The organism is Microbacterium sp. X-17 (assembly GCF_039615055.1).
In genome coordinates this window covers 175633-196619 of sequence record NZ_JBDHNI010000008.1, presented here as the reverse complement: position 1 = coordinate 196619, position 20987 = coordinate 175633, and the positions used below count along the sequence as shown (strand labels likewise).

Genomic DNA, 20987 nt, shown 5'->3' with positions numbered 1-20987 from the left:
CAAGGAGGACTCGTGATCCCCGATCGCATCATCGAGCAGGGCACGCTCACGACCACCGGCACGCGTGCCGCGGTCGATGTGCGGATCCCCTGGTATCGCGCGCTCCCAGCGTCCTGCATCGCCGGCGCCACGCTGTCCGTCGACGACGTGGCCGCGCCGGCCGAGACCCTCCGCTGGGAGCTCAACGGCCGCGAGCGCACCTTCGCGGACATGGCGGACGACACCGAAGAATGGTGGTTCCCGCTCGACTCGGCGGTCCTGTCGGGCGACATCCCCGTCCCGGACGACGGCCGGGAGCACGAGGTGTCCGTCGACCTCACCGTCTACATCCCGTACATCATCATCGGCGACGACGAGGTGCTCCACATCGAGGAGCACGACACCAAGACCATGAAGGCGGTGACGGCATGAGCACCAACCTCGGCTCCCCGATCCAGGGCGTGACGCTCTACAGCTTCACCCGGGCGTTCCACGGCCGGGAGTACGACCTGGAGGGGCTGATCCGCAAGGTCGCCGCCGACGGGTACGGCCCCGGGCTGGAGATCATCGGCTTCTCCAGCTTCCGCGGCTTCCCGGTCATCGAGGACGCCTTCGCCGGCTGGTTCCGCGACCTGGTCGCGGAGGTCGGGCTGGTGCAGACCTCCCTGGCGATCAACGCGGACATCGGCATCCACCGCGACCGGCTGCTGAACCAGGACGAGCTCATCGAGTACATGCGCCGTCAGATCGAGGCCGCCGCGAAGCTCGGCTTCCCGATCGCGCGCGTGCAGATCTCGATCACGCCGGACTCGATGGCCGCGCTCGCGCCGATCGCCGAGCAGTACGGCGTGACGCTCGCGCTGGAGGTGCACGCCGACCAGTACGCCTCGCACCCGCGCATCCTCGCGCTGCGCGACCGCTACGAGGAGGTCGGCTCGCCGTTCCTGGGCTTCACCGCCGACTGGGGCGCCACCACGGTCGGCTTCGCGCCGTCGCTGCTGGAGGCCTACCGGCGCCGCGGCGCCACGGAGGAGCTGCTGGGTCAGGTCGTGGACCTCTGGAACGAGTTCTACGAGGCGGGGCCTCCCGCCGACCAGGCCGACCACGGTCAGCGGTTCGGCCGGTTCATCGGCCTCGCCGCCCAGAACGGCCGGCCCGACCTCGGCATCGACTTCGCCATCAACGGCACCGGCCTGTTCGGGCCCGCGCGCGTGGACGACTGGCTGGAGATCATGCCGTGGATCAAGCACGTGCACGGCAAGTTCTTCGGCATCGACGAGAACCACGAGGAGCCGTCCGTCCCGGTCCGGGACCTCATCGCCCTGCTGGTCGAGAACGGCTACAACGGCGCGATCTCCAGCGAGTACGAGGGCTGGCACTGGAACCACTGGCAGTCGCCGTTCGAGATCATCCGCGACGAGCAGGCCGTGCAGCGCTCGGCGGCGCAGAACGCGGGCGGCCGCATGGTCACCGACGCCGGAGAGGCGCGGCTCCAGCTCGCGCAGTGGCTGCCGAGCCGGGAGGGGGCGATCAGTTGAGCAGCATCGCATTCACCTCGCGCATCGTCCGCGCTGGGTCCACCAGCTCGGGCGACAGCAGGGCCTGGAGCGCGAGGCCGTCCTTGAGCGCCAACAGCATGGTGGCGGCGGTATCGGCCGGCCACTCCGCGGGGAGCGCCCCGGCCTCCTGGGCCGCCCCGATCGCCTCGGTCAACTGCGCGCGCAGCCGGACGTAGAGGTCGGCGAAGTAGTCGTGGGCGGCGTGCTCGGGATTGGTGGCCTCGGCCGACAGGACCGTGTACAGCCGCATCACGGCCGGCTCGCGGGCGTTGTCGGCCATCGTCTCGGCGAGGGCCTCCACCGGGGTGCTGTTGGTCGCGATCGCGGCCGCGAAGCTCGTGCCGTCGAGCTCGTCCCGTCGCGCCAGGACCGCCGTGAGGAGGTCCTCCTTGCTCGGGAAGTGGTGCAGGAGGCCCTGCCGCGAGACCCCGCACGCCGTCGCGATGTCGGTCAGCGTCGCGTTGTCGAACCCGGATGTCCCGAAGGCCGCGATGGCCTGCTCCAGGATCAGTTCCTTGCGTGCGCGCCCCGACGCGTACCCGTCTTCCCTGCCGCTCATAACCCGTAGCCAATCATGAAAATAAAAACTTACGAAGAGGTAGGTATTCATGTTACGGTCCCCGACAGACGGGTCAAGCCCGCTCGCACGCCCTCGACGATGAAAGGCACAGCGTGACCACCGAAGCAACGGTCGCCGGCGACACCGCCGGCACGAGACCGATCAAGTGGAGCTACATGGACCACTGGCGGGCCGACGGCCCCCGGGGTCCCTACGACCAGTGGCACTCCCGCAAGACCATGACCCGCTTCCTCCGCCAGGTCGCCGCGGTCGGGTTCGACGCCATCGACACCTTCGACTTCCGGTTCTGGCAGATCCTGGAGCAGTACGGCTCGGTGGCGAACTACCAGGAGTTCGTGCAGGAGCAGGGCCTCGAACGGATCGTCAACACCTTCCACGGCGTGTACTACGACCCGGAGCGCTACGCGCCGGAGGTGCCGGCCACGCACGAGACCATCCTCGAAGACTTCAAGGTCACGCTCGACCGCTGGTCGGGCATCCAGCTCGACAACATCATCGTGATGCCGGGCAGCCGCTTCTTCGACGAGCAGGGCGTCACCGACGACGGACTGAAGCACGCGGCCGAGCTCTGGGGCAGGGTCGGCGAGCTCACGCAGCAGTACGGCGTGAACCTGACCTGCCACCACGAGTTCTACGGCGGCATCCGCACCCGCGCGCAGATCGACACGTTCTACGGCTACGCCGACCCGCGCTACGTGAAGTTCTTCGTGGACACCGCGCAGCACTGCATCGCGGACGTCGATCCGGTGGCCGTCTACGAGGCCCACCACGAGCGCGTGAGCGGCTTCCACTTCAAGGACACCCGCACCAAGGACGTCAACGAGGACTACCGGCTCTGGCCCGACGCCGAGCTCTCGGCCGTCACGACCGAGAAGTGGTTCTACGAGATGGGCACCGCGGAGGGCCTGGTCGACTTCGAGTCGATGATGCGCTCGGTCCGCGACCACGGCTACACCGGCTGGATCAGCGTGGAGCACGACAAGGCCGACAAGATCGGCGGCGACTACTCGGAGAGCACCGCGATCGCGCGCTGGTACGCCAAGAACGTGCTCGACCGCATCTACCAGGAGGAGCGGGCATGACAGGCATCCGGTGGGGCTACGCCCTCAACCAGTGGGACACCAACATCGACGCGTTCGTGCGCAAGCGCGATCACGAGCGGGCGTTCAAGACCATCTCGATCAGCGGGTTCTCCGGCGTCGAGCTGACCGCCGAGAGCTTCGGTCCGTGGGAGCCGCTGGGCTCGCCGGAGCAGATCGCGAACCTGTACGGGTCGCTCGACGGCCTCCGCCAGGTGCTGACCGAGTGTGCGCTCGACGGCGTCTCCAGCTACGTCTACGACCCGTTCATCGGGTTCGACGTGGAGATGGGCCGCGGCCACGACCCGCTCGACCCCGAGGCCGTGCCGCGGATCACCGCGACCGCAGTCTGGTTCGCGGAGGCGCTGGCTGCGCTGGGCGGGGAGGTGCTGGTCGTCCGCCCGTGCGGGTCGGCCTGGCAGACCGGCGCCCTGGACGACGACCGGATCGCCGCCCTCGCGGCCTGCTGGAACACGGTCGGCGCCGCCGTCGCGGCCGCGGGCGTCTCTCTCGCCCTGCACTTCGACTTCCTGTCGGCGCTGCGCCTCGGCGACGGTCTCGCCCGGCTGCTCGACGCGACCGACCCGGAGCTGGTCGGCCTCGCGCTCGACACGGCCGAGTTCGCCGTCGCGGGCCTCGATCCCGTCGGGGTGTTCGAGCGCCACGCGGACCGTGTCCGGCACATCCAGCTCAAGGACGCCCGCGAGGTCGTGGACGAGGCCGAGGCCCTCACCCCGCACGCCGAGCAGTTCGTCCGCACCGAAGGCGGCGCGCGCCGCGTCGAGCGCTGGTTCTTCGAGCCGACCGACGAGGGCGGCCTCGTCGACTTCGAGTCGTTCGCGCGGTCTCTCGCGCGCCACGGCTACACCGGTTGGATCGTCGTCGAGTCCGACCAGAGCCCTCACCCCGCCGAGAGCGCGATGGTGAGCGGCTGGTACGTCCAGAAGGTCCTCGCACCACTCACCTCCGCCGCGGGAGAACTCTCCGGCAGCGCCGTCGGAAAGGCATGACCATGACCACTCGCACAGCACCGTGGAAACGGGCCCTCCCGCTCGCGGCCGCGCTCGCCGCCGGGGCGCTCGTCCTCGCCGGCTGCTCCGGCAGCGGCTCCGCGGGAGGCGCCGAGCCGAAGACCATCACGTTCGCGTTCGGCGCGACGAACGACCAGGACAAGGCCGCCTACTCCGGCCTCGCCACGGCGTTCGCCAAGACACACAAGGGCGTGACGGTCACCCCGCAGAACCTCCCGGCGCAGAGCTACCCGAGCACGATCGGCACCCGCGTGCAGGGCGGCAACGCTCCCGACACCTTCCAGTCGGAGGGCGGCACCGGACAGTCGTACTCGATCATCCCGTTCGCCAAGGCCGGCCAGCTGCTGCCGCTGACGGACAGCGCGATCCTCTCGGCGCTGCCCTCGTCGCAGAAGGAGCTGTGGGTCTACAACGGCAAGGCGTACGGCGTCCCGCTCGGCAGCAACGCGAACGGCGTCATCTACAACGACGAACTGGCGAAGTCGATCGGCGTCGACATCACCGCCTCCACCAGCCTGGACGGGATCATCGCCCAGTGCGGGAAGGCCCGCGCGGCCGGCAAGACGATCTACGGCCTGGCCGGGGGCGCGACCGCGAACAACGCGTTCCTCGCCCTGGGCCTGGCCACCTCGACCGTCTACGGCCCGGACAAGGACTGGAACACGAAGCGCGCCCAGAACAAGGTGACCTTCGCCGGCACCAAGGGCTGGACGACCGCTCTGGAGTCGGTCAAGAAGATGTTCGACGCCGGCTGCTTCCAGGACGGCGCGGCCAGCGCAGGCTTCGACGCCCTGACCAACGGCGCGTCCTCGGGCAAGATCCTCGGCTTTTTCGCTCCGAGCAACGCGGCGAAGGAGATCATGGACGCCGCCGGCGGCCACGTGAAGCTGGTCATCCTGCCGATCGCAGCGCAAAGCGGCACCAAGACGTACCTCTCCGTCAGCGCCGACCAGAGCGTCTCCGCGAGCGCCAAGACCAAGAGCCCGCAGCTCGCGACGGAGTTCCTGAAGTACATCGTCTCCAAGGACGGCCAGGAGGCCTACTCGCAGGCGGTCGGCACCATCCCGGTCACCGCGGACGCCTCCACGAAGCTCCTCCCGCAGTTCGAGCCGGTCACCGACCTCATCGACTCGAAGACCGTGCGCGGCCTCCCGTCGACCGACTGGACCAACGTCAAGGTCTACAACGACCTCGGCAACGGCGTGCAGGGCATCCTGACCGGCCAGCTGACGGTCAAGCAGGTGCTCCAGCAGATGGACGCCGACTGGCGTTGATCCCGGTCACGCCGAACGACATCGAACGAAAACCACGAAAGGAACCACCATCATGGTGAACGACACCGGCATCGCCGGCACGGGCATCGAGCTCGGCACCACCCTGTATTCGATGACGAGCGAGTTCGCCGCCGGCATCTACACGCCGGAGACGCTGATCGCGGCGGTCGCCGAGAACGGCATCGGCCCGGGCGTCGAGTTCAACATCGCCCAGCTGCTGCGCACCTACCCGGACGTCGACGCGGAGTTCGTGAAGCTCTGGTTCGACTCGCTGGAGAAGTACGGTCTGGAGCCGAGCGCGGTCGGCACCAACCTCGACATGGGCCGCCGCAAGGACCGGGACATGACGCCGGACGAGGAGCACGACTTCCTCGCCCGCCAGCTGAAGACCGCGCACACGCTCGGCTTCAAGCGCGTCGTCATCCGTTCGGCCGGGCGCGAGCTGCTGCGCAGCCTCCTCCCGCTCGCCGAGAAGTACGACCAGTGCCTCGGCTACGAGATCCACGCGCCGCAGGGTCCGAACGACCCCAAGGTGATCGGCATCCGGGAGCTCTACGAGGAGCTCGGCAGCGACCGCCTCGGCTTCACGGCCGACTTCTCGTCCACCATGCACAGCCTGTCGCCCACGCTGCTGGCGCAGCTGGAGAAGATGGGGATGGACCCGAAGCACTTCGGCGTGATGGACGAGATCTGGCACGAGCCGACGCCGATGCACGTCCGCAACCAGAAGTTCGAGGACTACCTCACCGGCGAGGGCGTCGACCCGGTGGGCTTCGGCCCGTTCACCCGGCTCGCGTTCAACATGCACGGGCTGGTGCCGCCGGAGGAGTGGCTCGACATCATGCCGCAGATCTTCCACGTGCACGCCAAGTTCTACGACATCGACGCCGACGGCCAGGAGCCGGCGATGGACATCCCGCGCATCGTGCGCCAGTTCGTGGAGGGCGGCTACCGGGGCTACCTGTCCAGCGAGTGGGAGGGTCACGCCTTCCAGGACCTGGGCGAGGCCGACCCGATCGACCTCGTGAAGAAGCAGCACGCGCTCATGCGGCGCACCATCGAAGACGCCGTCGCCGAGAAGGAGTCCCTCCATGTCTGACACCGCCGTCGAGCCCACCATCGCCGACCTGACCGCCGAGCTCGCACGCCTGCGCGAGGAGGTCGCCGCCGCACAGGCGCTCGCCCGTCGCGCCGCCGACCGGGGCGAGATCGAGAACCTGTTCAGCACCTACATGTACCTGCACAACGCGTTCCAGGACGAGCGGATCATCCCGCTCTGGGTGAAGGAGGGCACGGAGGGCATCCGCGCCCGCTACACGAACGCCGGGCAGTACACGACCTGGGAGAGCGTCACCCGCTACCACCGCGGCCGCCCGTCGCCGGAGGGCAAACTGATCCTGCACGCGACGACCACGCCGGTCATCGAGGTCGCCGCCGACGGGAAGACCGCCAAGGGCGTCTGGCTCATGGCCGGCACCGAGTCCGGCCTGACCGATCCGGAAGTCGCCAAGGCCTTCCCCGACATGTACTCGCCCGACCTGGTGCAGGGCAAGAAGGTCTGGGCGCACTGGGTCTGGTGCAAGTACGCCATCGACTTCCTCCGCCAGGACGGCGAGTGGAAGTTCTGGAAGTTCCGCTGCTACGAGCTCGCCCGCGCGCCCTTCGAGGAGAACTGGGTCAGCTTCGGCGAGAAGAACCAGGGTGCGTTCGACCTCGACCTGATGTACTTCGGCGACGACGGCAAGCCCGTCTTCATGCCGCCGGCGGACGAGCCGGTGCCGAGCGAGAACCACCCGTACAGCCCGTCGACCGTGCAGCAGCTGGAGCCGGAGCCTCCCGCGCCGCACGGCACGTTCACCGACACGTTCAAGTAAGGGATCCATCATGGCAACTCACAACTCGCTGTTCTCCGAGAAGGACGTCCGCCGCACCGCCGACGGCATCGCGGTCTCGGTCCAGCTGCCCTGGTACCGCAGCCTCTGGCTCTCCGCCGTCGACGACGTCGCGGCCTCCGTCAACGGCGTGGAGATCCCGCGCGACGACCTCCGCTTCGAGCTGAACGGCCGCAGCTACCGCATCGAGGAACTGCCGGAGCAGTCCGAGACGCTGTGGTTCGTCGCCGACCGCCCTGACGTCGTGATCCCGCTGGGCCACGCACCGGAGGCGGGGGAGAAGCTCACCGTGGAGGTCGTCCTCACGATGCGCCTGCTCTACATGCAGATCATGCCGGGCGTCGACGGCGGCCCGGGCCGCTACGTCACCAACCGGGTCCCGGTCGAGCGCGAGCTGGTGCTCGCATGACGTTGCGGGTGGCCATGATCGGCTACGGCTTCATGGGTGCCGCGCACTCGGTCGGCTGGCGGCAGGCGCCGCGCGTCTTCGACCTCCCGGAGGCCGTGGAAATGGCCGTGATCGTCGGCCGGAACGAGCAGGCGGTCGCCCGCGCCGGAGCCAAGTGGGGCTGGGCATCGCACGCGACCGACTGGCGCGAGGTGATCGCTCGCGACGACATCGACCTGGTCGACATCGTGACGCCGGGCGACTCGCACGCCGAGATCGCGATCGCCGCGCTGGAGGCCGGCAAGCACGTGCTGTGCGAGAAGCCGCTCGCGAACAGTGTGGCGGAGGCCGAGGCGATGGCCGCCGCCGCCGAGCGCGCGGCCGAGCACGGCGTCCATGCGATGGTCGGGTTCACCTACCGGCGCGTGCCCGCGGTGTCGCTGCTGCAGGACCTCATCGCGCGCGGGACCATCGGCGAGGTGCGGCAGGTCCGCGCCGCGTACCGCCAGGACTGGCTGGTCGACCCCTCCGTCCCGCTCGGCTGGCGCCTCCAGAAGGAGCACGCCGGCTCGGGCGCGCTGGGCGACATCGGCGCGCACATCGTCGACATGACCCAGTTCGTGACCGGCAGCCTGGTCACGCGGGTCTCCGGCACGGTCGAGACGATCGTCTCGCAGCGGCCGGTGCTCGGCGAGCGGTCGGGGTTCACCGGCAGCTCCACGGGCGAGCTCGGCGAGGTGACGGTGGACGACGTCGCGATCTTCACCGGCCGGCTCGGCAACGGCGCGCTCGTGTCCTTCGAGGCCACGCGCTTCGCGACCGGACGCAAGAACGCCCTCACCATCGAGGTGTCCGGCACGGAGGGCGCGCTGGCGTTCGACCTCGAGCGTCTGAACGAGCTGCGCTACTACGACCGGAACGCGCCGGCCGAGCTGCAGGGCTTCACCACGATCCTCGTGACCGAGCCCGAGCATCCCTACGTCTCGGCGTGGTGGCCGCCCGGGCACATGCTCGGCTACGAGCACGGCTTCTCCCACCAGGTCGTGGACTTCGTGACCGCCATCGCGCACGGCACCGCGCTCGACCCGACCTTCGCCGACGGCCTGGCGGTGCAGCGGGTGCTCGCGGCGGTGGAGGAGAGCTCGGCCCAGGATTCGGCGTGGGTCGCGGTGGAGGCCGCGGCTCCCGCCCGCGTATAGAGAGGAATGACTGTGACCCGCCCGATCACCCTGTTCACCGGCCAGTGGGCCGACCTGCCCTTCGAGGAGGTGGCGCGGCTCGCCGGCGAGTGGGGCTACGACGGCCTCGAGATCGCCTGCTGGGGCGACCACCTCGACGTCGCCCGCTGGGACGACGCCGACTACGTGCAGTCCCGGAAAGACATCCTCGAGCGCAACGGCCTGAAGGTCTGGACCATCTCCAACCACCTCGCCGGCCAGGCCGTCTGCGACGACCCGATCGACGAACGCCACCGCGACATCCTGAACGACCGGGTGTGGGGCGACGGCGACCCGGAGGGCGTGCGGCAGCGCGCCGCCGAGGAGCTGAAGCTGACCGCCCGGATGGCCGCGGCGCTCGGCGTGAAGACCGTGACCGGCTTCACCGGCTCCTCGATCTGGAAGGCCGTCGCGATGTTCCCGCCGGCCTCCGACGAGTGGATCGCCGCCGGCTACCGGGACTTCGCCGACCGCTTCCACCCGATCCTCGACGTGTTCGAGGAGGTCGGCGTCCGGTTCGCGCTGGAGGTGCACCCCTCCGAGATCGCCTACGACTACTGGACCGCCAAGGTGACTCTGGAGGCGATCGGCCACCGCGAGAGCTTCGGCATCAACTTCGACCCGTCGCACTTCATGTGGCAGCAGCTCGACCCGGTGGCGTTCGTGCTCGACTTCGCCGACCACATCTTCCACGTGCACGTGAAGGAGTCGATCACCAACCTGGACGGCCGCAACGGCGTCCTCGGCTCCCACCTGCCCTGGGCGAACCCCCGCCGCGGCTGGACGTTCGTGTCGACCGCGCACGGCGAGGTGCCGTGGGAGCCGATCTTCCGCGCCCTCAACTTCGTCGGCTACACCGGCCCGACCTCCGTCGAGTGGGAGGACGCCGGCATGGACCGCCTCCAGGGCGCGCCGGAGGCGATCGAGTTCGTTCGCGGACTCAACGCGATCACCCCGCCCGCCGCCGCCTTCGACGCGGCCTTCTCCACGAAAGCCGACTGATGGCCGAGGTTCTGAACGCCCTCATCCTCTCGGGCCACATGACCCGCGAGCACGACAACGAGCACCGCAGCTTCCGCCAGCACAACGTCTGGCTCACCCAGCTGCTGGAGGATGCCGGCCGCTTCCGCGTCCGGGTCGTGGAGGACCCGCGCGGGCTCGGCGCCGAGATCATCGACAAGTACGACGTCGTGATCGTCGTCTTCGAGGGCCGCGACGGCTACCACGAGAAGGCGGTCGGCTTCGGCGCGGAGACGGATGCGGCGCTGCTTCGGTTCGTCCGCGATGACGGCAAGGGGATCGTCTGGTTCCACGGGTCCGCCGCGCAGGAGGACGACTGGGGCTACCCGGACGAGTACAACGTCCTCCGCGGCTCGCGCCTCACCGTGGCCGGCGGCCTCCGCCCCCGGCCGTGGGGCGAGGCCCAGCTCGACACCGTCGAGCCGCGGCACGCGATCACCGACGGCATCAGCGCACGCTGGACCGTCACCGGCGACGACATCCTCACCGGTGTGGAGCTCCTCGACGGCGCGCAGGTGCTGCTCACGACCTACGACGACCTGGAGTCCTACGAGAGGGCGCCGGTCTGGCCGATGTCGCACTACCCGGTGGCCATCCCGGACGAGGGCATCGCCGCGCTCCCCGGCATGAACACCGACCAGCCGATCGCCTGGATCAACGAGTACGGCGCCGGCCGCTCGTTCACGATCACGATCGGCCACGACATCGACACGTTCCGCCGCATCGAGTTCATCCGGATGTTCCCGCGTGGCGTCGAGTGGGCCGCGACCGGGGACGTCACGCTGAACGGCCCAGACCGCAGGGGCGAGCGCCGCTTCCTCCCGTGGCCCTACTACAACCACGAGGGCTGAGCGCGGTCTCCCTCCGCCGAGGGGCACGTCGTTGTCACTTTTCGCGCGCGTAAGCGACAACAACGTGCCCCTCAAGTGGTTTCAGAGCGAGGCGCGGGCGAGCGCGAGGTGCGCGCGTGTCTTGGTCGGGACCCCGAACGCAGCTGCGATCTCCTCGGCATCGAGCTGGTTCATGCCGCGGTAGAGCACGGACAGGTGGCCGAGCTCGAGGAGCTCGGTGAGCGCCCAGACCGGCATCCGGCCGTCGTACTTGTCGCGAAAATGCTCCACGAAGAGTTCGTCGCTACGCGCTCTGCGCGCGTTCACTCGATCGAGCCACTGCGCATGTCTACTCGGGCTCGGCTGTCCATCGTCGATGACCTCCTCGTGTCCTCGACCACGAGTCCGTGTTCCACCAGCCGGTCGACCTGCTCGTTCAAGGACAGCCACGGCTTTGTGTACTCGGCCAACAGTCCCCCCAAAAGAAAATCAGCCCGCGCCTTTCGGCAACGGGCTGATCATGATGAAGGAAGCATATCACGCCGTGCAGACAGAATGGTCGAGACCTCCCCATCGGTGACACGCCGTCAGGCCGCCACCCCCTTCACCCCATCAATCGTCGGCCGCCCATCCGCGAACCACCGCGGGAACGTCACCTCGAACAGCTCCTCCAGCGCCAGCTCCGCGCCACCCCGCAGCGGCTCCTTCTCATCCCCGATCGACCGCACGATCGACAGGTCGCGCGTCGCCAGCGGCAGCGACAGCTCGTAGACCCGCTGCCGCACCTCCGCCAGGAAGATCTCGCCCGCCGCCGACACCGCGCCGCCGACGACGATCACACCCGGGTTGAACATGTTGACGAGCGCCGCGATCGACTCGCCGATCAGCCGGGCCGAGCGCTGCACCAGTGAGATCGCCAGCGCGTCGCCGTCCATCGCGGCGATCGAGACCGCCTCGGGCGTGATCGGCAGCCCGCGCGAGACCAGGCCGGCGAGGATGCCGCCCGCGCCCTCCTCGAGCGCGCGCTCGGCGTCGCGCATGATCGCCCAGCCGGACGCCTCCGCCTCCAGGCAGCCGACCTTGCCGCAGCGGCAGACCTCGGTCGAGTCGCGCACGCGCACGTGGCCGATGTCGCCCGCCGCCCCGTTCGCACCGCGGTGGATGCGGCCGTGCGAGACGAGGCCGGCGCCGATGCCGCTGCCGACCTTGCAATAGATGAGGTCCACATTGTCGTCGCGGCGGTGGCTGCGCTCGGTCAGGGCCAGGAGGTTGACGTCGTTGTCGACCCAGACCGGCGCCTCGAAGCGCTGCTCGAAGCGGCGGCGCACGTCGAAGCCGTTCCAGCCGGGCATGATGGGCGGCGCGACGGGGGAGCCCGTCTCGAAGTCGACGGGGCCGGGCACGCCGACGGCGACCGCCCAGACCGGACGCTCATCCTGCTCCGCCAGCAGCGCGTCGATCATCGCGAGCGCCGTGTCGATCGTCTCGGCCGGGCCGCGGCTGATGTCCCACGGCCGGTGCGCCTCGGCGACGACCTCACCGTCGAGGGAGGCCAGCCCGACGCGGATGTGGAGGGCGCCGAGCGCGCAGACCACGATCCGGCCCTGGTCCGAGCGGAAGCGGAGCGTCCGGGGCGCGCGGCCGCCCGACGAGGGGCCGTACTCGCCGTCCTCCAGGAAGCCCATCTCGATCGCCGCGTCCACGCGCTGGGCGACGACGCCACGGCCGAGTCCCGTCAGCCGGCCGATCTCGGGGCGGGTGTCGGCCTCCCCGGTGCGGACGAGGTTCACCACGCGCAGCAGGCTCATGACCTCGTCGGTCTGCGCGCCGAATCGGAGTGCGGAATCCCTAGCCATGCTTGATTCTGACACAACCTCACCCAAAAGGAGGTAGAACCAGCCCGTACTTGCGCGTCGAATTCCCGATCTTGCGCCGTAGTGCGACCAAAGAAAGATCGTCGCCGACCTAGGAAATCAGTCTCATTGATCCCCGGCATAGCCGATCCGCGGTTCCCCGATAGCGGCGCGGCACCGAAAGTAGAGACCGGGCACTCACATTCCGCCCGTCTGGAAAGGATCAAGGATGATCAAGCTTCTCTCCCACCTGTCGTATGTGGAGATCACGTCCCCGGATGTCGAGACGTCCGTCAAGTTCTACGAGGAACAGGTCGGCCTGACCGTGGTCGACCGCGTCGACGGCTCCGTGTACCTCCGCTGCTGGGGCGACTACTACGCCTACTCGGTCGTCGTCTCGCCCGGCCCCGAGCCGACGCTCGGCACGATGGCCTGGCGCACCTCCAGCGCCGAGGCCCTGGAGGAGGCCGCCAAGCGCGTGGAGGCCGCCGGCATCGAGGGCGAGTGGCTGGACGACGTGCACGCGATCGGCCGCGCCTACCGCTTCACCGGCCCGTGGGGTCACTCGATGACCCTGCACTGGGACGTCACCCGCCACCGGGCTCCCGGCCACGTCGCGTCCATCTACCCGGACCGCCCCGAGAAGCGCAGCAAGGTCGCCGGCGCCCCGCGCCAGCTCGACCACGTCACGATCGCGACCAGCGACGTCGACGGCTTCGCGCAGTGGTACAACGACGTGCTCGGCTTCCGCATCATGGCCCGCACCGTGCTGGACGAGGCGCCCATCTCGATCTTCTCGGTGCTCACCACCAACGAGAAGTCGCACGATCTCGGCGTCGTGCTCGACGGCTCGACCCGCGCCGGCCGCGTCAACCACTACGCGTTCTGGGTCGACACCTACGAGGAGCTGCTCATCGCGGCCGACACCCTGATGGAGAACGGCGTGCCGATCGAGTACGGCCCCTCCATCCACGGCATCGGCGAGCAGACCTTCCTCTACTACCGGGAGCCGTCCACGCTGCGCATCGAGCTCAACACCGGCGGCTACCGCAACTACGTGCCCGACTGGCAGCCGAACACCTGGAAGCCGTCGCTGGGCTCCAGCAACTTCTACCGCAACGGCGCCATGCCGATGTCGATGACCGAGTCCTTCCCGGCCGCCGACGGCCCGAGCGCCACCGAGGAGGGCGTGCCCGACGAGATCAAGGAAGCCCTGCTCAACCCGTACGCCGTGCAGGGTCGCGGCTGACGATGGCCGCACCGAGCGAGGACCCGGCCGACCTGGATCGCACCGACCCGGAGGCCGAGATCGCGGCGCGGGCGGAGGCCTACCGCAACTGGGGCCGCTGGGGTGAGGACGACGTGCTCGGCACGCTCAACCTCATCGACGCGGCCACGCGGGCGGACGCCGCCGCCCTCGTCCGCGAGGGCACGGCCATCTCCCTGGCGCAGTCGTTCGACATGAACGGCCCGCAGAAGGGCTGGCGCCGGCGCACCAACCCGGTGCACACGATGCTGGACACCGGGACGGACGCCGAGCGCGGCACCCAGGGGTTCCCGCACGGGCTCGGCGGCGCGGACGACGTGATCGCGATGCCGCTGCAGTGCTCGACGCAGTGGGACGGCCTCGGGCACATCTTCGACCACGGCTACGCCTGGAACGGGCGCCGGGCCGGGGACGTCGTCACGAGCGACGGCGACCTGGTCACGGGCATCGAGCACGCGGCCTCCGCGATCGTCTCGCGGGGGGTGCTGCTCGACCTCGGGCGGCACCTCCGGCCGACGACCGGGGAGCTGGAGGACGGCTACGCGATCACCGCGGCCGACCTCCGCTCGTGCGCCGAGGTGCAAGGCCCCACGAGCGCGGTGCGCACCGGTGACATCGTCCTGGTGCGCACCGGACAACTCGCGCGCGTGCGCCGCGACGGCTGGGGCGAGTACGCGGGAGGCCCGGCCCCCGGTCTCTCGCTGACGACCGCCGGCTGGCTGCACGACACCGGGATCGCCGCCATTGCGACGGACACCTGGGGCTTCGAGGTCCGCCCGAACGAGTTCGACGTCCCCGCGTTCCAGCCGCTGCACCAGGTCGTCATCCCGAACCTCGGCCTCACCATCGGCGAGATGTGGGACCTGGAGGAGCTGGCGTCCGAGTGCGCGCGGCTCGGGAGATACGATTTCCTCCTCTCGGCCCCGCCGCTGCCCATCACGGCGGCCGTCGGGTCGCCGATCAACCCCATCGCACTGCTGTAGCCGTCTCGCCGGAACAGCAGCGCACGCAGAAGAACAGAGAGGTTCTTGTATGACCGCCGTCACGAAGGTCGCGATCGCCGGAAGCGGTGTCGCGGGTCTGGCCACCGCCATCCAGCTCGCCAAGGCGGGCGTCGCCGTCGACGTCTTCGAGTCCAAGCCGGAGCTGAGCGCGCTCGGCTCGGGCATCACGCTGCAGGGCAACGCACTGCGCGCGTTCGCGGCCCTCGGTGTCTGGGACGACGTGCAGCGCGAGGGGTACTTCTTCGAGGGGCTGACGCTGCGGGCGCCGGGGCCGGACGCCCCTGCGATCGCCGAGCTGCCCGAGGTGAAGACCGGCGGTCCGGACTTCCCCGCGACCGGCGGGATGTACCGTCCTGACCTGGCACGCATCCTGCTCGCCCACGCCCAGGCGGCGGGGGCGGACGTCCGGTTCGGAGCGAAGGTCACGGGCGTGACCGAGACCGAGGATGGCGTGGCCGTGGAGGTCGACGGCTCGCCCTCGGGCACGTACGACCTCCTGGTCGGCGCCGACGGCCTGAACTCGGCCGTCCGCGAGCTGATCGGCATCGACACCAAGCCCGAGCCGACCGGCATGGGCATCTGGCGGTCGTTCGTCTCGCGTCCGGCCGCCGTCGAGCACAGCGAGCTGTACTACGGCGGCCCGGTCTACATCGCGGGCTATACGCCGACCGGCGAGGACACGATGTACGCCTACCTGGTGGAGCCCGCGCAGGACCGCACCGGGCTCAGCGACGAGGAGTCCGTCGCGATCATGCTGGAGGAGTCCGCGGCCTACGGCGGACCGTGGAACGACATCCGGGCCGACCTCCAGGCCGGCGCGCACGTCAACTACACCTGGTTCACCCAGCACATCGTGCCGGCGCCGTGGAACCGCGGCAGCTCGGTCGTGATCGGCGACGCGGCCCACTCCTGCCCTCCCACGATCGCGCAGGGGGCGGCGCAGGCGCTGGAGGACGCGCTGGTGCTCACCGAGCTGCTGCTCGCCGCCGACACCGTCGACGACGCGCTCTGGGACGCCTTCCACGCCCGCCGCCTCCCGCGCGCGCAGGCCGTCGTGGAGGCCTCCGTGCAGCTCGGCCAGTGGCAGATCGACCACGACCGGGAGGCCGACGCCCCCGGGCTCATCTTCGGCATCGCGCACCGGATGGCGGAGCCCGCATGAGGATCGCCCGCTGGACACGCGACGGCGCCGACACCTCCGACGGGTTCGTGATCGGGGATCGGGTCGTCCCGTTCCCCGATGGCCTCACCGTGTCCGACGTGCTCGCGCGCGGGCTAGGCGAGGCGCACGCGCACTTCGCGGCCGTGCAGGAGGCCGACGGCGCCGCCCTCGCCGACGTCCGGCTGCTCGCCCCGCTCGTGCCCGCCTCGATCCGCGACTTCGTGGCCTTCGAGGAGCACGTCGAGGGCGTGAGCGCCTCGGTGGACGGCAAGAGCGAGGTCGTGCCCGAGTGGTACCAGGCGCCGACGTTCTACTTCACCAACCCGCACACGGTGCTCGGGCCGGATGAGGTGCTGCGGCCTCCGGTCAGTGCCCGCCTGGACTTCGAGCTGGAGGTCGCGGCGGTCGTCGGCGGCCCCGGCGGCGCGAACCTCACTGCGGACGACGCGGCCGGCGTCATCTTCGGCTACACGATCATGAACGACTGGTCGGCCCGCGACCTCCAGTCGCGCGAGATGAAGGTGCGCCTCGGCCCCGCCAAGGGCAAGGACTTCGGCACGAGCCTCGGTCCGTGGATCGTGACCGCCGACGAGCTCGCGCCGTACCTCGACGACGACGGCTTCCTCGCCGTCCGCGCCGAGGTGCTCGTGAACGACGCGCGGATCGGCCACGACCTCGTGTCGAACATGGGCTGGCCGTTCCCGGAGCTGATCGCCTACGCCTCCCGCAACTCGCGGGTGGTGCCGGGCGACGTCCTCGGCTCCGGGACGACCGGCAACGGCGGCTGCCTGGCCGAGCTCTGGGGGCGGCGCGGCGAGCTCACGCCGCCTCCGCTGACCGACGGCGACACCGTGCGCATGGTGGTCGAGGGCATCGGGGAGCTGGTCGGCCCGGTCGGCGCGGCCGTCGCCGTGCCCGAGCTGCCGGCGGCGCGGGTGCGTTCGCGCGCGCGGAGCCGACAGGAGCGTGTCGCGCAGTGACCTCCAGCGTCCGGGACCTCCTCGCCGGCCTCGACGGGGCGACGGTCGTCGTCACCGGCGCCGCCCGCGGGCAGGGCGCCGCGGAGGCGCGGCTGCTCGCCGAGCTCGGCGCGCACGTCGTCGCGACCGACGTCGTCGACCCGGATGGCCCGCTGGGCGACGCCATCGCCTTCCGCCACCTCGACGTCACCGACGAGGCGGCGTGGGCACGCCTCGCGACCGACCTCGCCAGGACACTGGGCGCGACCCCGCTCCGCGGCCTCATCAACAACGCGGGCATCACGCACCGAGCCGGCATCCACCAGACCGAGCGTGCCGACTGGGACCGCGTCATCGCCGTGAACCTGACCGCGCCGATGCTCGGCATGCGCGCACTCTCGCCGCTCATGGGAGCGGGCTCCTCGATCGTGAACGTCGGCTCGGTCGCGGGACTCACCGGTCACTACACCGCCGCGTACACGGCCTCCAAGTGGGGCCTGCGCGGGCTGTCGCGCGTCGCCGCGACCGAGTACGGGCCGCGCGGCATCCGGGTGAACACCATCCACCCCGGCTTCATCGAGACCGACATGACCGCCAACGCCCCTGCGGCGATGCGGGACGCGCAGCTCGAACTGACACCCCTCGAAAGGCTGGGCGAGGCCGCCGACGTCGCCGGGCTCGCCGCCTTCCTGATCTCGGACGCGTCCGGCTACATCTCCGGCGCCGACCTCCCCGTCGACGGAGGCTTCGCGTCCTCCGCCGGAGCCAAACACCTCGCCGACCGCATCGCGGCCGGCGCGCAGTAGAAGGAGCCCTCCCGTGTTCATGTACTTCCCGACCAACTACGTCTGGAGCCTCGCCGTCGTCGCGACCCTCAACAACGGCGGCTACATCGACGAGGTCGACCGGGCGTGCAAGCCGGTGCTGCTCGCCTCCCAGAACGGCGACGACGCCGGGACGGCCGAGCTGTACGCGGCGTGGGAGGCCGTCGCCGACCGGCTGGTCGCCAAGGCGCGCGCCGACGAGGAGGCCGGCCGCCGGATCGGCGCGGGCGAGACGTACTACCGGGCGTCGCTCTACACGTCCCAGGCCGAGCGGCTCCAGTCGCCCCGCTGGGAGGGCCGCAACGCCGCGTACCAGAAGTCGATCGACCTGATGCTCAAGCACGTGGAACTCAGCGGCATCCCGCTGACCCGCGTGGAGGTCCCGTATGAGGGGTCGTCGCTGCCTGGTTACTTCTACCGCGCGCCGGGCGAGGGCCCGCACCCCGTGATCATCCAGTGGAACGGCCTCGACTCGACCAAGGAGATGATGTACTACTCCGGCTTCCCGGCCATGCTGGCCGAGCGCGGCATCTCCACCCTGATGATCGACACCCCCGGATCCGGCGAGGCCCTGCGCCTGCGCGGCCTGACCGCCCGCCACGACACCGAGGTGTGGGCGGCGGCGATCGTCGACTGGCTGGAGCAGCACGCCGCCGAACTCGACGCCGACCCCGAACGGATCGGCATCGTCGGCTGGTCGCTCGGCGGCTACTACGCCCCGCGCGCCGCCGCGTTCGAGAAGCGCCTGAAGCTGGCCGTCGCGTGGGGCGCGAACCACGACTGGGCCGCCGTGCAGGAGGCGCGCCGCAACCGGGAGGGCGAGAACCCGGTGCCGCACTACTGGGACCACGTCTTCTGGGTCTGGGGCGCGGACGGGATGGACGACTTCATCGCGAAGACCGAAGGCATGCACCTCAACGGCGTGGCCGAGAAGATCACGGTGCCGCTGCTGATCACGCACGGTGCGGGCGACCGCCAGATCCCGGTGCGCTACGCCCACGAGACCTACGACCAGGCGGTGAACAGCCCGCGCCGCGAACTCCGCATCTTCGACGACCCGGAGGGCGGCACCGAGCACATCTCCATCGACAACATGCCCTACGTGGCGGGCATCATCGCCGACTGGATCGCCGAGACGATCCGCTAGCCTCGAGAAATGCCCACTCCGCCGTTCCGCGCCGACGTCGTCGGCAGCTTCCTCCGTCCGCCCGCGCTCGCCGCAGCCCGTGACGAGTTCGCGTCGGGCGCGATCGACCGGGACGCTCTGCGCGCCGTCGAGGACGCGGCGATCCGGGAGCTCGTGCTCAGTGAGGCGGAGGCGGGTCTGCAGGTCGCGACGGACGGCGAGTTCCGTCGTGCCTGGTGGCACTTCGACTTCTTCGGGCTGCTCGACGGCGTGGAGGTCGTCGAGCTCGATCACGGCATCCAGTTCCAGGGAGTGCAGACCAAGCCTCGCGGTCTCGAAGTGACGGGGAGGATCGGGTTCGGCGACGATCATCCGTTCCTGGAGCACTTCCGGTCGCTGAAGGCGCTGGTCGAGGGCACGACCGGCGCGGTGCCCAAGTTCACGATCCCGGCTCCCACCGTGCTCGACTTCCGGCTGGAGCCCGGCCACATCTCCGCGTCGGCGTACGGCGGACGAGACGACCTCGTCGACGACATCGTCGCCGCCTATCGCGACGCCCTCCGTGCCTTCTACGACGCCGGAGCGCGGTACCTGCAGTTCGACGACACCGCCTGGGCGTACCTGTGCTCGGAGGCGGAGCTCGCCAAAGCGCGCGAGCGCGGCATCGAGACGAGCGGCATCGCCGAACGGTACTCGGCGATGCTGAACCGCATCCTCGACGGCAAACCCGATGACCTCACGGTCACCACGCACGTCTGCCGCGGCAACTTCCGGTCGACGTGGATCTCGTCGGGCGGCTACGAGCCGGTCGCGGAGCAACTGCTCGGCAACACGCGGTTCGACGGGTACTTCCTCGAATACGACAGCGAGCGCGCCGGCGGGTTCGAACCGCTCCGGTTCCTGCCGGAGGGCGACAAGCGGGTCGTGCTCGGCCTGATCACGTCGAAGACCGGCGCGCTGGAGGACCCGGACGTGATCAAGCGACGGATCGACCAGGCGGCCGAATTCGCGCCCCTCGACCAGCTCGCCCTCAGCCCGCAGTGCGGCTTCGCCTCGACCGAGGAGGGCAACCTGCTGAGTCGGGAGGAGCAGTGGGCGAAGGTGCGCGAGGTCGTGGACATCGCCGCCGACGTGTGGGGCTGAGCGCGCCTCCGCTGACTTAGTCGGCCGCCGGGGACTCGACCGGCTCGGGGGCGTCGAACGGGGGCTCGCCGCCGCGGAGGTCGAGGTCGGACTCCCGGATCGCGTGCTTCATGGCGCGTTCGGCGGCGACGGGGTCACCGGCGGCCACCGCGTCGAGCACGGCTTTGTGGTCGGGGACCGGGTCGAGCCAGTCCGCGCCGGGATGGTGCTGGATGCGGTTGCGGGCGTCCAAGGCGTGGATGACGACGACGTCGAGACGCACCATCAGCTCGTTGTGGGTGGCCTGCAGCAGTGTCAGGTGGAAGTCCCGGTCGGCCTCCGCCAGGCGCGATGCGTTGCGCCCGGCCGACTCGAACGCAGCGAACGCCGTCCGGAGCGCCTCGATGTCGGCGTCATCGCGGAACTCGGCAGCGAGCCGGGCGGCCGCGGGCTCGATCACATCGCGCAGTTGCGAGAGCTCGGCGAGCAGGCGGTCGTCGTCCCGCCGTGCCTCGCGCCGCCACAGGATGACGTCGCCGTCGAGCAGCTTCCAGTGATCCCGGCTGGTGACGATGGTGCCGCGCTTGGGCCAGGAGTCGATCAGCCCCTTCTCGCGGATGACGCGCAGCGCCTCGCGGATCGCCGTCTTGCTGACCCGGAACTCCGGCTCCAGTGCGTCGACGTCGATGCGGCTTCCCGGCGGATAGTCGCCTCGGACGATGCGGAGCCCGAGGGCGTCCACGAGGGCCGCGTGTAGATCTGCCATGAGTGGACCCTATCCGTCCGGGACGCGCGCGCCCGGCTCTTTTTGCGTTTAGACG

General features: G+C 70.1%; 22 protein-coding genes. 18 read left to right on the top strand and 4 right to left on the bottom strand.

Annotated elements, in window-relative coordinates; translation table 11 throughout:
• Positions 1-12 precede the first annotated feature (12 nt).
• Positions 13-411, top strand: a complete 399-nt coding sequence (locus ABCS02_RS31850) for a DUF6379 domain-containing protein (RefSeq protein ID WP_345839735.1) — start codon at positions 13-15, stop codon at positions 409-411.
• The gene (locus tag ABCS02_RS31845) at positions 408-1517 is read left to right on the top strand and encodes a sugar phosphate isomerase/epimerase (protein WP_345839734.1); all 1110 of its coding nucleotides are present in this window, start codon (positions 408-410) and stop codon (positions 1515-1517) included. The genes ABCS02_RS31850 and ABCS02_RS31845 overlap by 4 nt, the downstream gene beginning before the upstream one ends.
• Here ABCS02_RS31845 and ABCS02_RS31840 read toward each other — a convergent pair.
• A complete protein-coding gene (locus ABCS02_RS31840) occupies positions 1510-2097 on the bottom strand; it encodes a TetR/AcrR family transcriptional regulator (RefSeq protein WP_345839733.1) in 588 nt (195 codons plus the stop codon). The genes ABCS02_RS31845 and ABCS02_RS31840 overlap by 8 nt on opposite strands.
• A gap of 113 nt (positions 2098-2210) precedes the next feature.
• On the opposite strand from ABCS02_RS31840, the gene ABCS02_RS31835 reads away from it, so the two are divergent.
• Genes ABCS02_RS31835 through ABCS02_RS31795 form a run of 9 tightly spaced genes read left to right on the top strand, consistent with a single transcriptional unit; the run spans position 2211 to position 10870 of the window.
• Positions 2211-3200, top strand: a complete 990-nt coding sequence (locus ABCS02_RS31835; protein WP_345839732.1) for a TIM barrel protein — start codon at positions 2211-2213, stop codon at positions 3198-3200.
• A complete protein-coding gene (locus ABCS02_RS31830; RefSeq protein ID WP_345839731.1) occupies positions 3197-4207 on the top strand; it encodes a sugar phosphate isomerase/epimerase in 1011 nt (336 codons plus the stop codon). The genes ABCS02_RS31835 and ABCS02_RS31830 overlap by 4 nt, the downstream gene beginning before the upstream one ends.
• Before the next feature lie 2 nt (positions 4208-4209).
• Positions 4210-5502, top strand: coding sequence for an extracellular solute-binding protein (locus tag ABCS02_RS31825; protein ID WP_345839730.1), 1293 nt, complete (start codon positions 4210-4212; stop codon positions 5500-5502).
• Positions 5503-5554: 52 nt separating this feature from the next.
• A complete protein-coding gene (locus ABCS02_RS31820) occupies positions 5555-6601 on the top strand; it encodes a TIM barrel protein (RefSeq protein ID WP_345839729.1) in 1047 nt (348 codons plus the stop codon).
• On the top strand, positions 6594-7376 hold the full coding sequence (locus ABCS02_RS31815) for a nuclear transport factor 2 family protein (protein WP_345839728.1): 783 nt from the start codon (positions 6594-6596) through the stop codon (positions 7374-7376). The genes ABCS02_RS31820 and ABCS02_RS31815 overlap by 8 nt, the downstream gene beginning before the upstream one ends.
• 10 nt (positions 7377-7386) lie before the next feature.
• Positions 7387-7803, top strand: coding sequence for a DUF6379 domain-containing protein (locus tag ABCS02_RS31810; protein ID WP_345839727.1), 417 nt, complete (start codon positions 7387-7389; stop codon positions 7801-7803).
• Entirely contained in the window at positions 7800-8981 is a 1182-nt protein-coding gene (locus ABCS02_RS31805; protein WP_345839726.1) for a Gfo/Idh/MocA family oxidoreductase, read from the top strand. The genes ABCS02_RS31810 and ABCS02_RS31805 overlap by 4 nt, the downstream gene beginning before the upstream one ends.
• 12 nt (positions 8982-8993) lie before the next feature.
• The gene (locus ABCS02_RS31800; protein ID WP_345839725.1) at positions 8994-10001 is read left to right on the top strand and encodes a sugar phosphate isomerase/epimerase family protein; all 1008 of its coding nucleotides are present in this window, start codon (positions 8994-8996) and stop codon (positions 9999-10001) included.
• Complete coding sequence (locus ABCS02_RS31795; RefSeq protein ID WP_345839724.1) at positions 10001-10870, top strand: ThuA domain-containing protein; 870 nt, start codon at positions 10001-10003, stop codon at positions 10868-10870. The genes ABCS02_RS31800 and ABCS02_RS31795 overlap by 1 nt, the downstream gene beginning before the upstream one ends.
• 81 nt (positions 10871-10951) lie before the next feature.
• On the opposite strand, the gene ABCS02_RS31790 is transcribed toward ABCS02_RS31795, so the two are convergent.
• Entirely contained in the window at positions 10952-11299 is a 348-nt protein-coding gene (locus ABCS02_RS31790) for an Abi family protein (protein ID WP_345839723.1), read from the bottom strand.
• A gap of 137 nt (positions 11300-11436) precedes the next feature.
• Positions 11437-12705: an ROK family protein gene (locus tag ABCS02_RS31785; protein WP_345839722.1), complete on the bottom strand. Its 1269-nt coding sequence runs from the start codon at positions 12703-12705 to the stop codon at positions 11437-11439.
• A gap of 226 nt (positions 12706-12931) precedes the next feature.
• Between ABCS02_RS31785 and ABCS02_RS31780 the strand changes: the two genes are divergently transcribed.
• The 7 genes from ABCS02_RS31780 to ABCS02_RS31750 are packed head-to-tail and all read left to right on the top strand — an operon-like array spanning position 12932 to position 20187.
• On the top strand, positions 12932-13951 hold the full coding sequence (locus ABCS02_RS31780) for a VOC family protein (RefSeq protein ID WP_345839721.1): 1020 nt from the start codon (positions 12932-12934) through the stop codon (positions 13949-13951).
• A 2-nt stretch (positions 13952-13953) separates the two neighbouring features.
• Positions 13954-14952 carry a cyclase family protein gene (locus tag ABCS02_RS31775; RefSeq protein ID WP_345839720.1) on the top strand — a complete coding sequence of 333 codons (999 nt, stop codon included), beginning with the start codon at positions 13954-13956 and terminating at the stop codon, positions 14950-14952.
• Between the two features lie 49 nt (positions 14953-15001).
• Positions 15002-16135 carry an FAD-dependent monooxygenase gene (locus tag ABCS02_RS31770; RefSeq protein WP_345839719.1) on the top strand — a complete coding sequence of 378 codons (1134 nt, stop codon included), beginning with the start codon at positions 15002-15004 and terminating at the stop codon, positions 16133-16135.
• Positions 16132-17115, top strand: a complete 984-nt coding sequence (locus ABCS02_RS31765; protein ID WP_345839718.1) for a fumarylacetoacetate hydrolase family protein — start codon at positions 16132-16134, stop codon at positions 17113-17115. Before ABCS02_RS31770 ends, ABCS02_RS31765 begins: the two co-directional genes overlap by 4 nt.
• Entirely contained in the window at positions 17112-17900 is a 789-nt protein-coding gene (locus tag ABCS02_RS31760; RefSeq protein ID WP_345839717.1) for an SDR family NAD(P)-dependent oxidoreductase, read from the top strand. The genes ABCS02_RS31765 and ABCS02_RS31760 overlap by 4 nt, the downstream gene beginning before the upstream one ends.
• 19 nt (positions 17901-17919) lie before the next feature.
• Positions 17920-19065 (top strand): alpha/beta fold hydrolase, encoded by a 1146-nt coding sequence (locus tag ABCS02_RS31755; protein ID WP_345839757.1) that lies wholly within the window; start codon positions 17920-17922, stop codon positions 19063-19065.
• Between the two features lie 9 nt (positions 19066-19074).
• Complete coding sequence (locus ABCS02_RS31750) at positions 19075-20187, top strand: 5-methyltetrahydropteroyltriglutamate--homocysteine S-methyltransferase (RefSeq protein WP_345839716.1); 1113 nt, start codon at positions 19075-19077, stop codon at positions 20185-20187.
• A gap of 16 nt (positions 20188-20203) precedes the next feature.
• On the opposite strand, the gene ABCS02_RS31745 is transcribed toward ABCS02_RS31750, so the two are convergent.
• The gene (locus ABCS02_RS31745; protein ID WP_345839715.1) at positions 20204-20932 is read right to left on the bottom strand and encodes an FCD domain-containing protein; all 729 of its coding nucleotides are present in this window, start codon (positions 20930-20932) and stop codon (positions 20204-20206) included.
• Positions 20933-20987 lie beyond the last annotated feature (55 nt).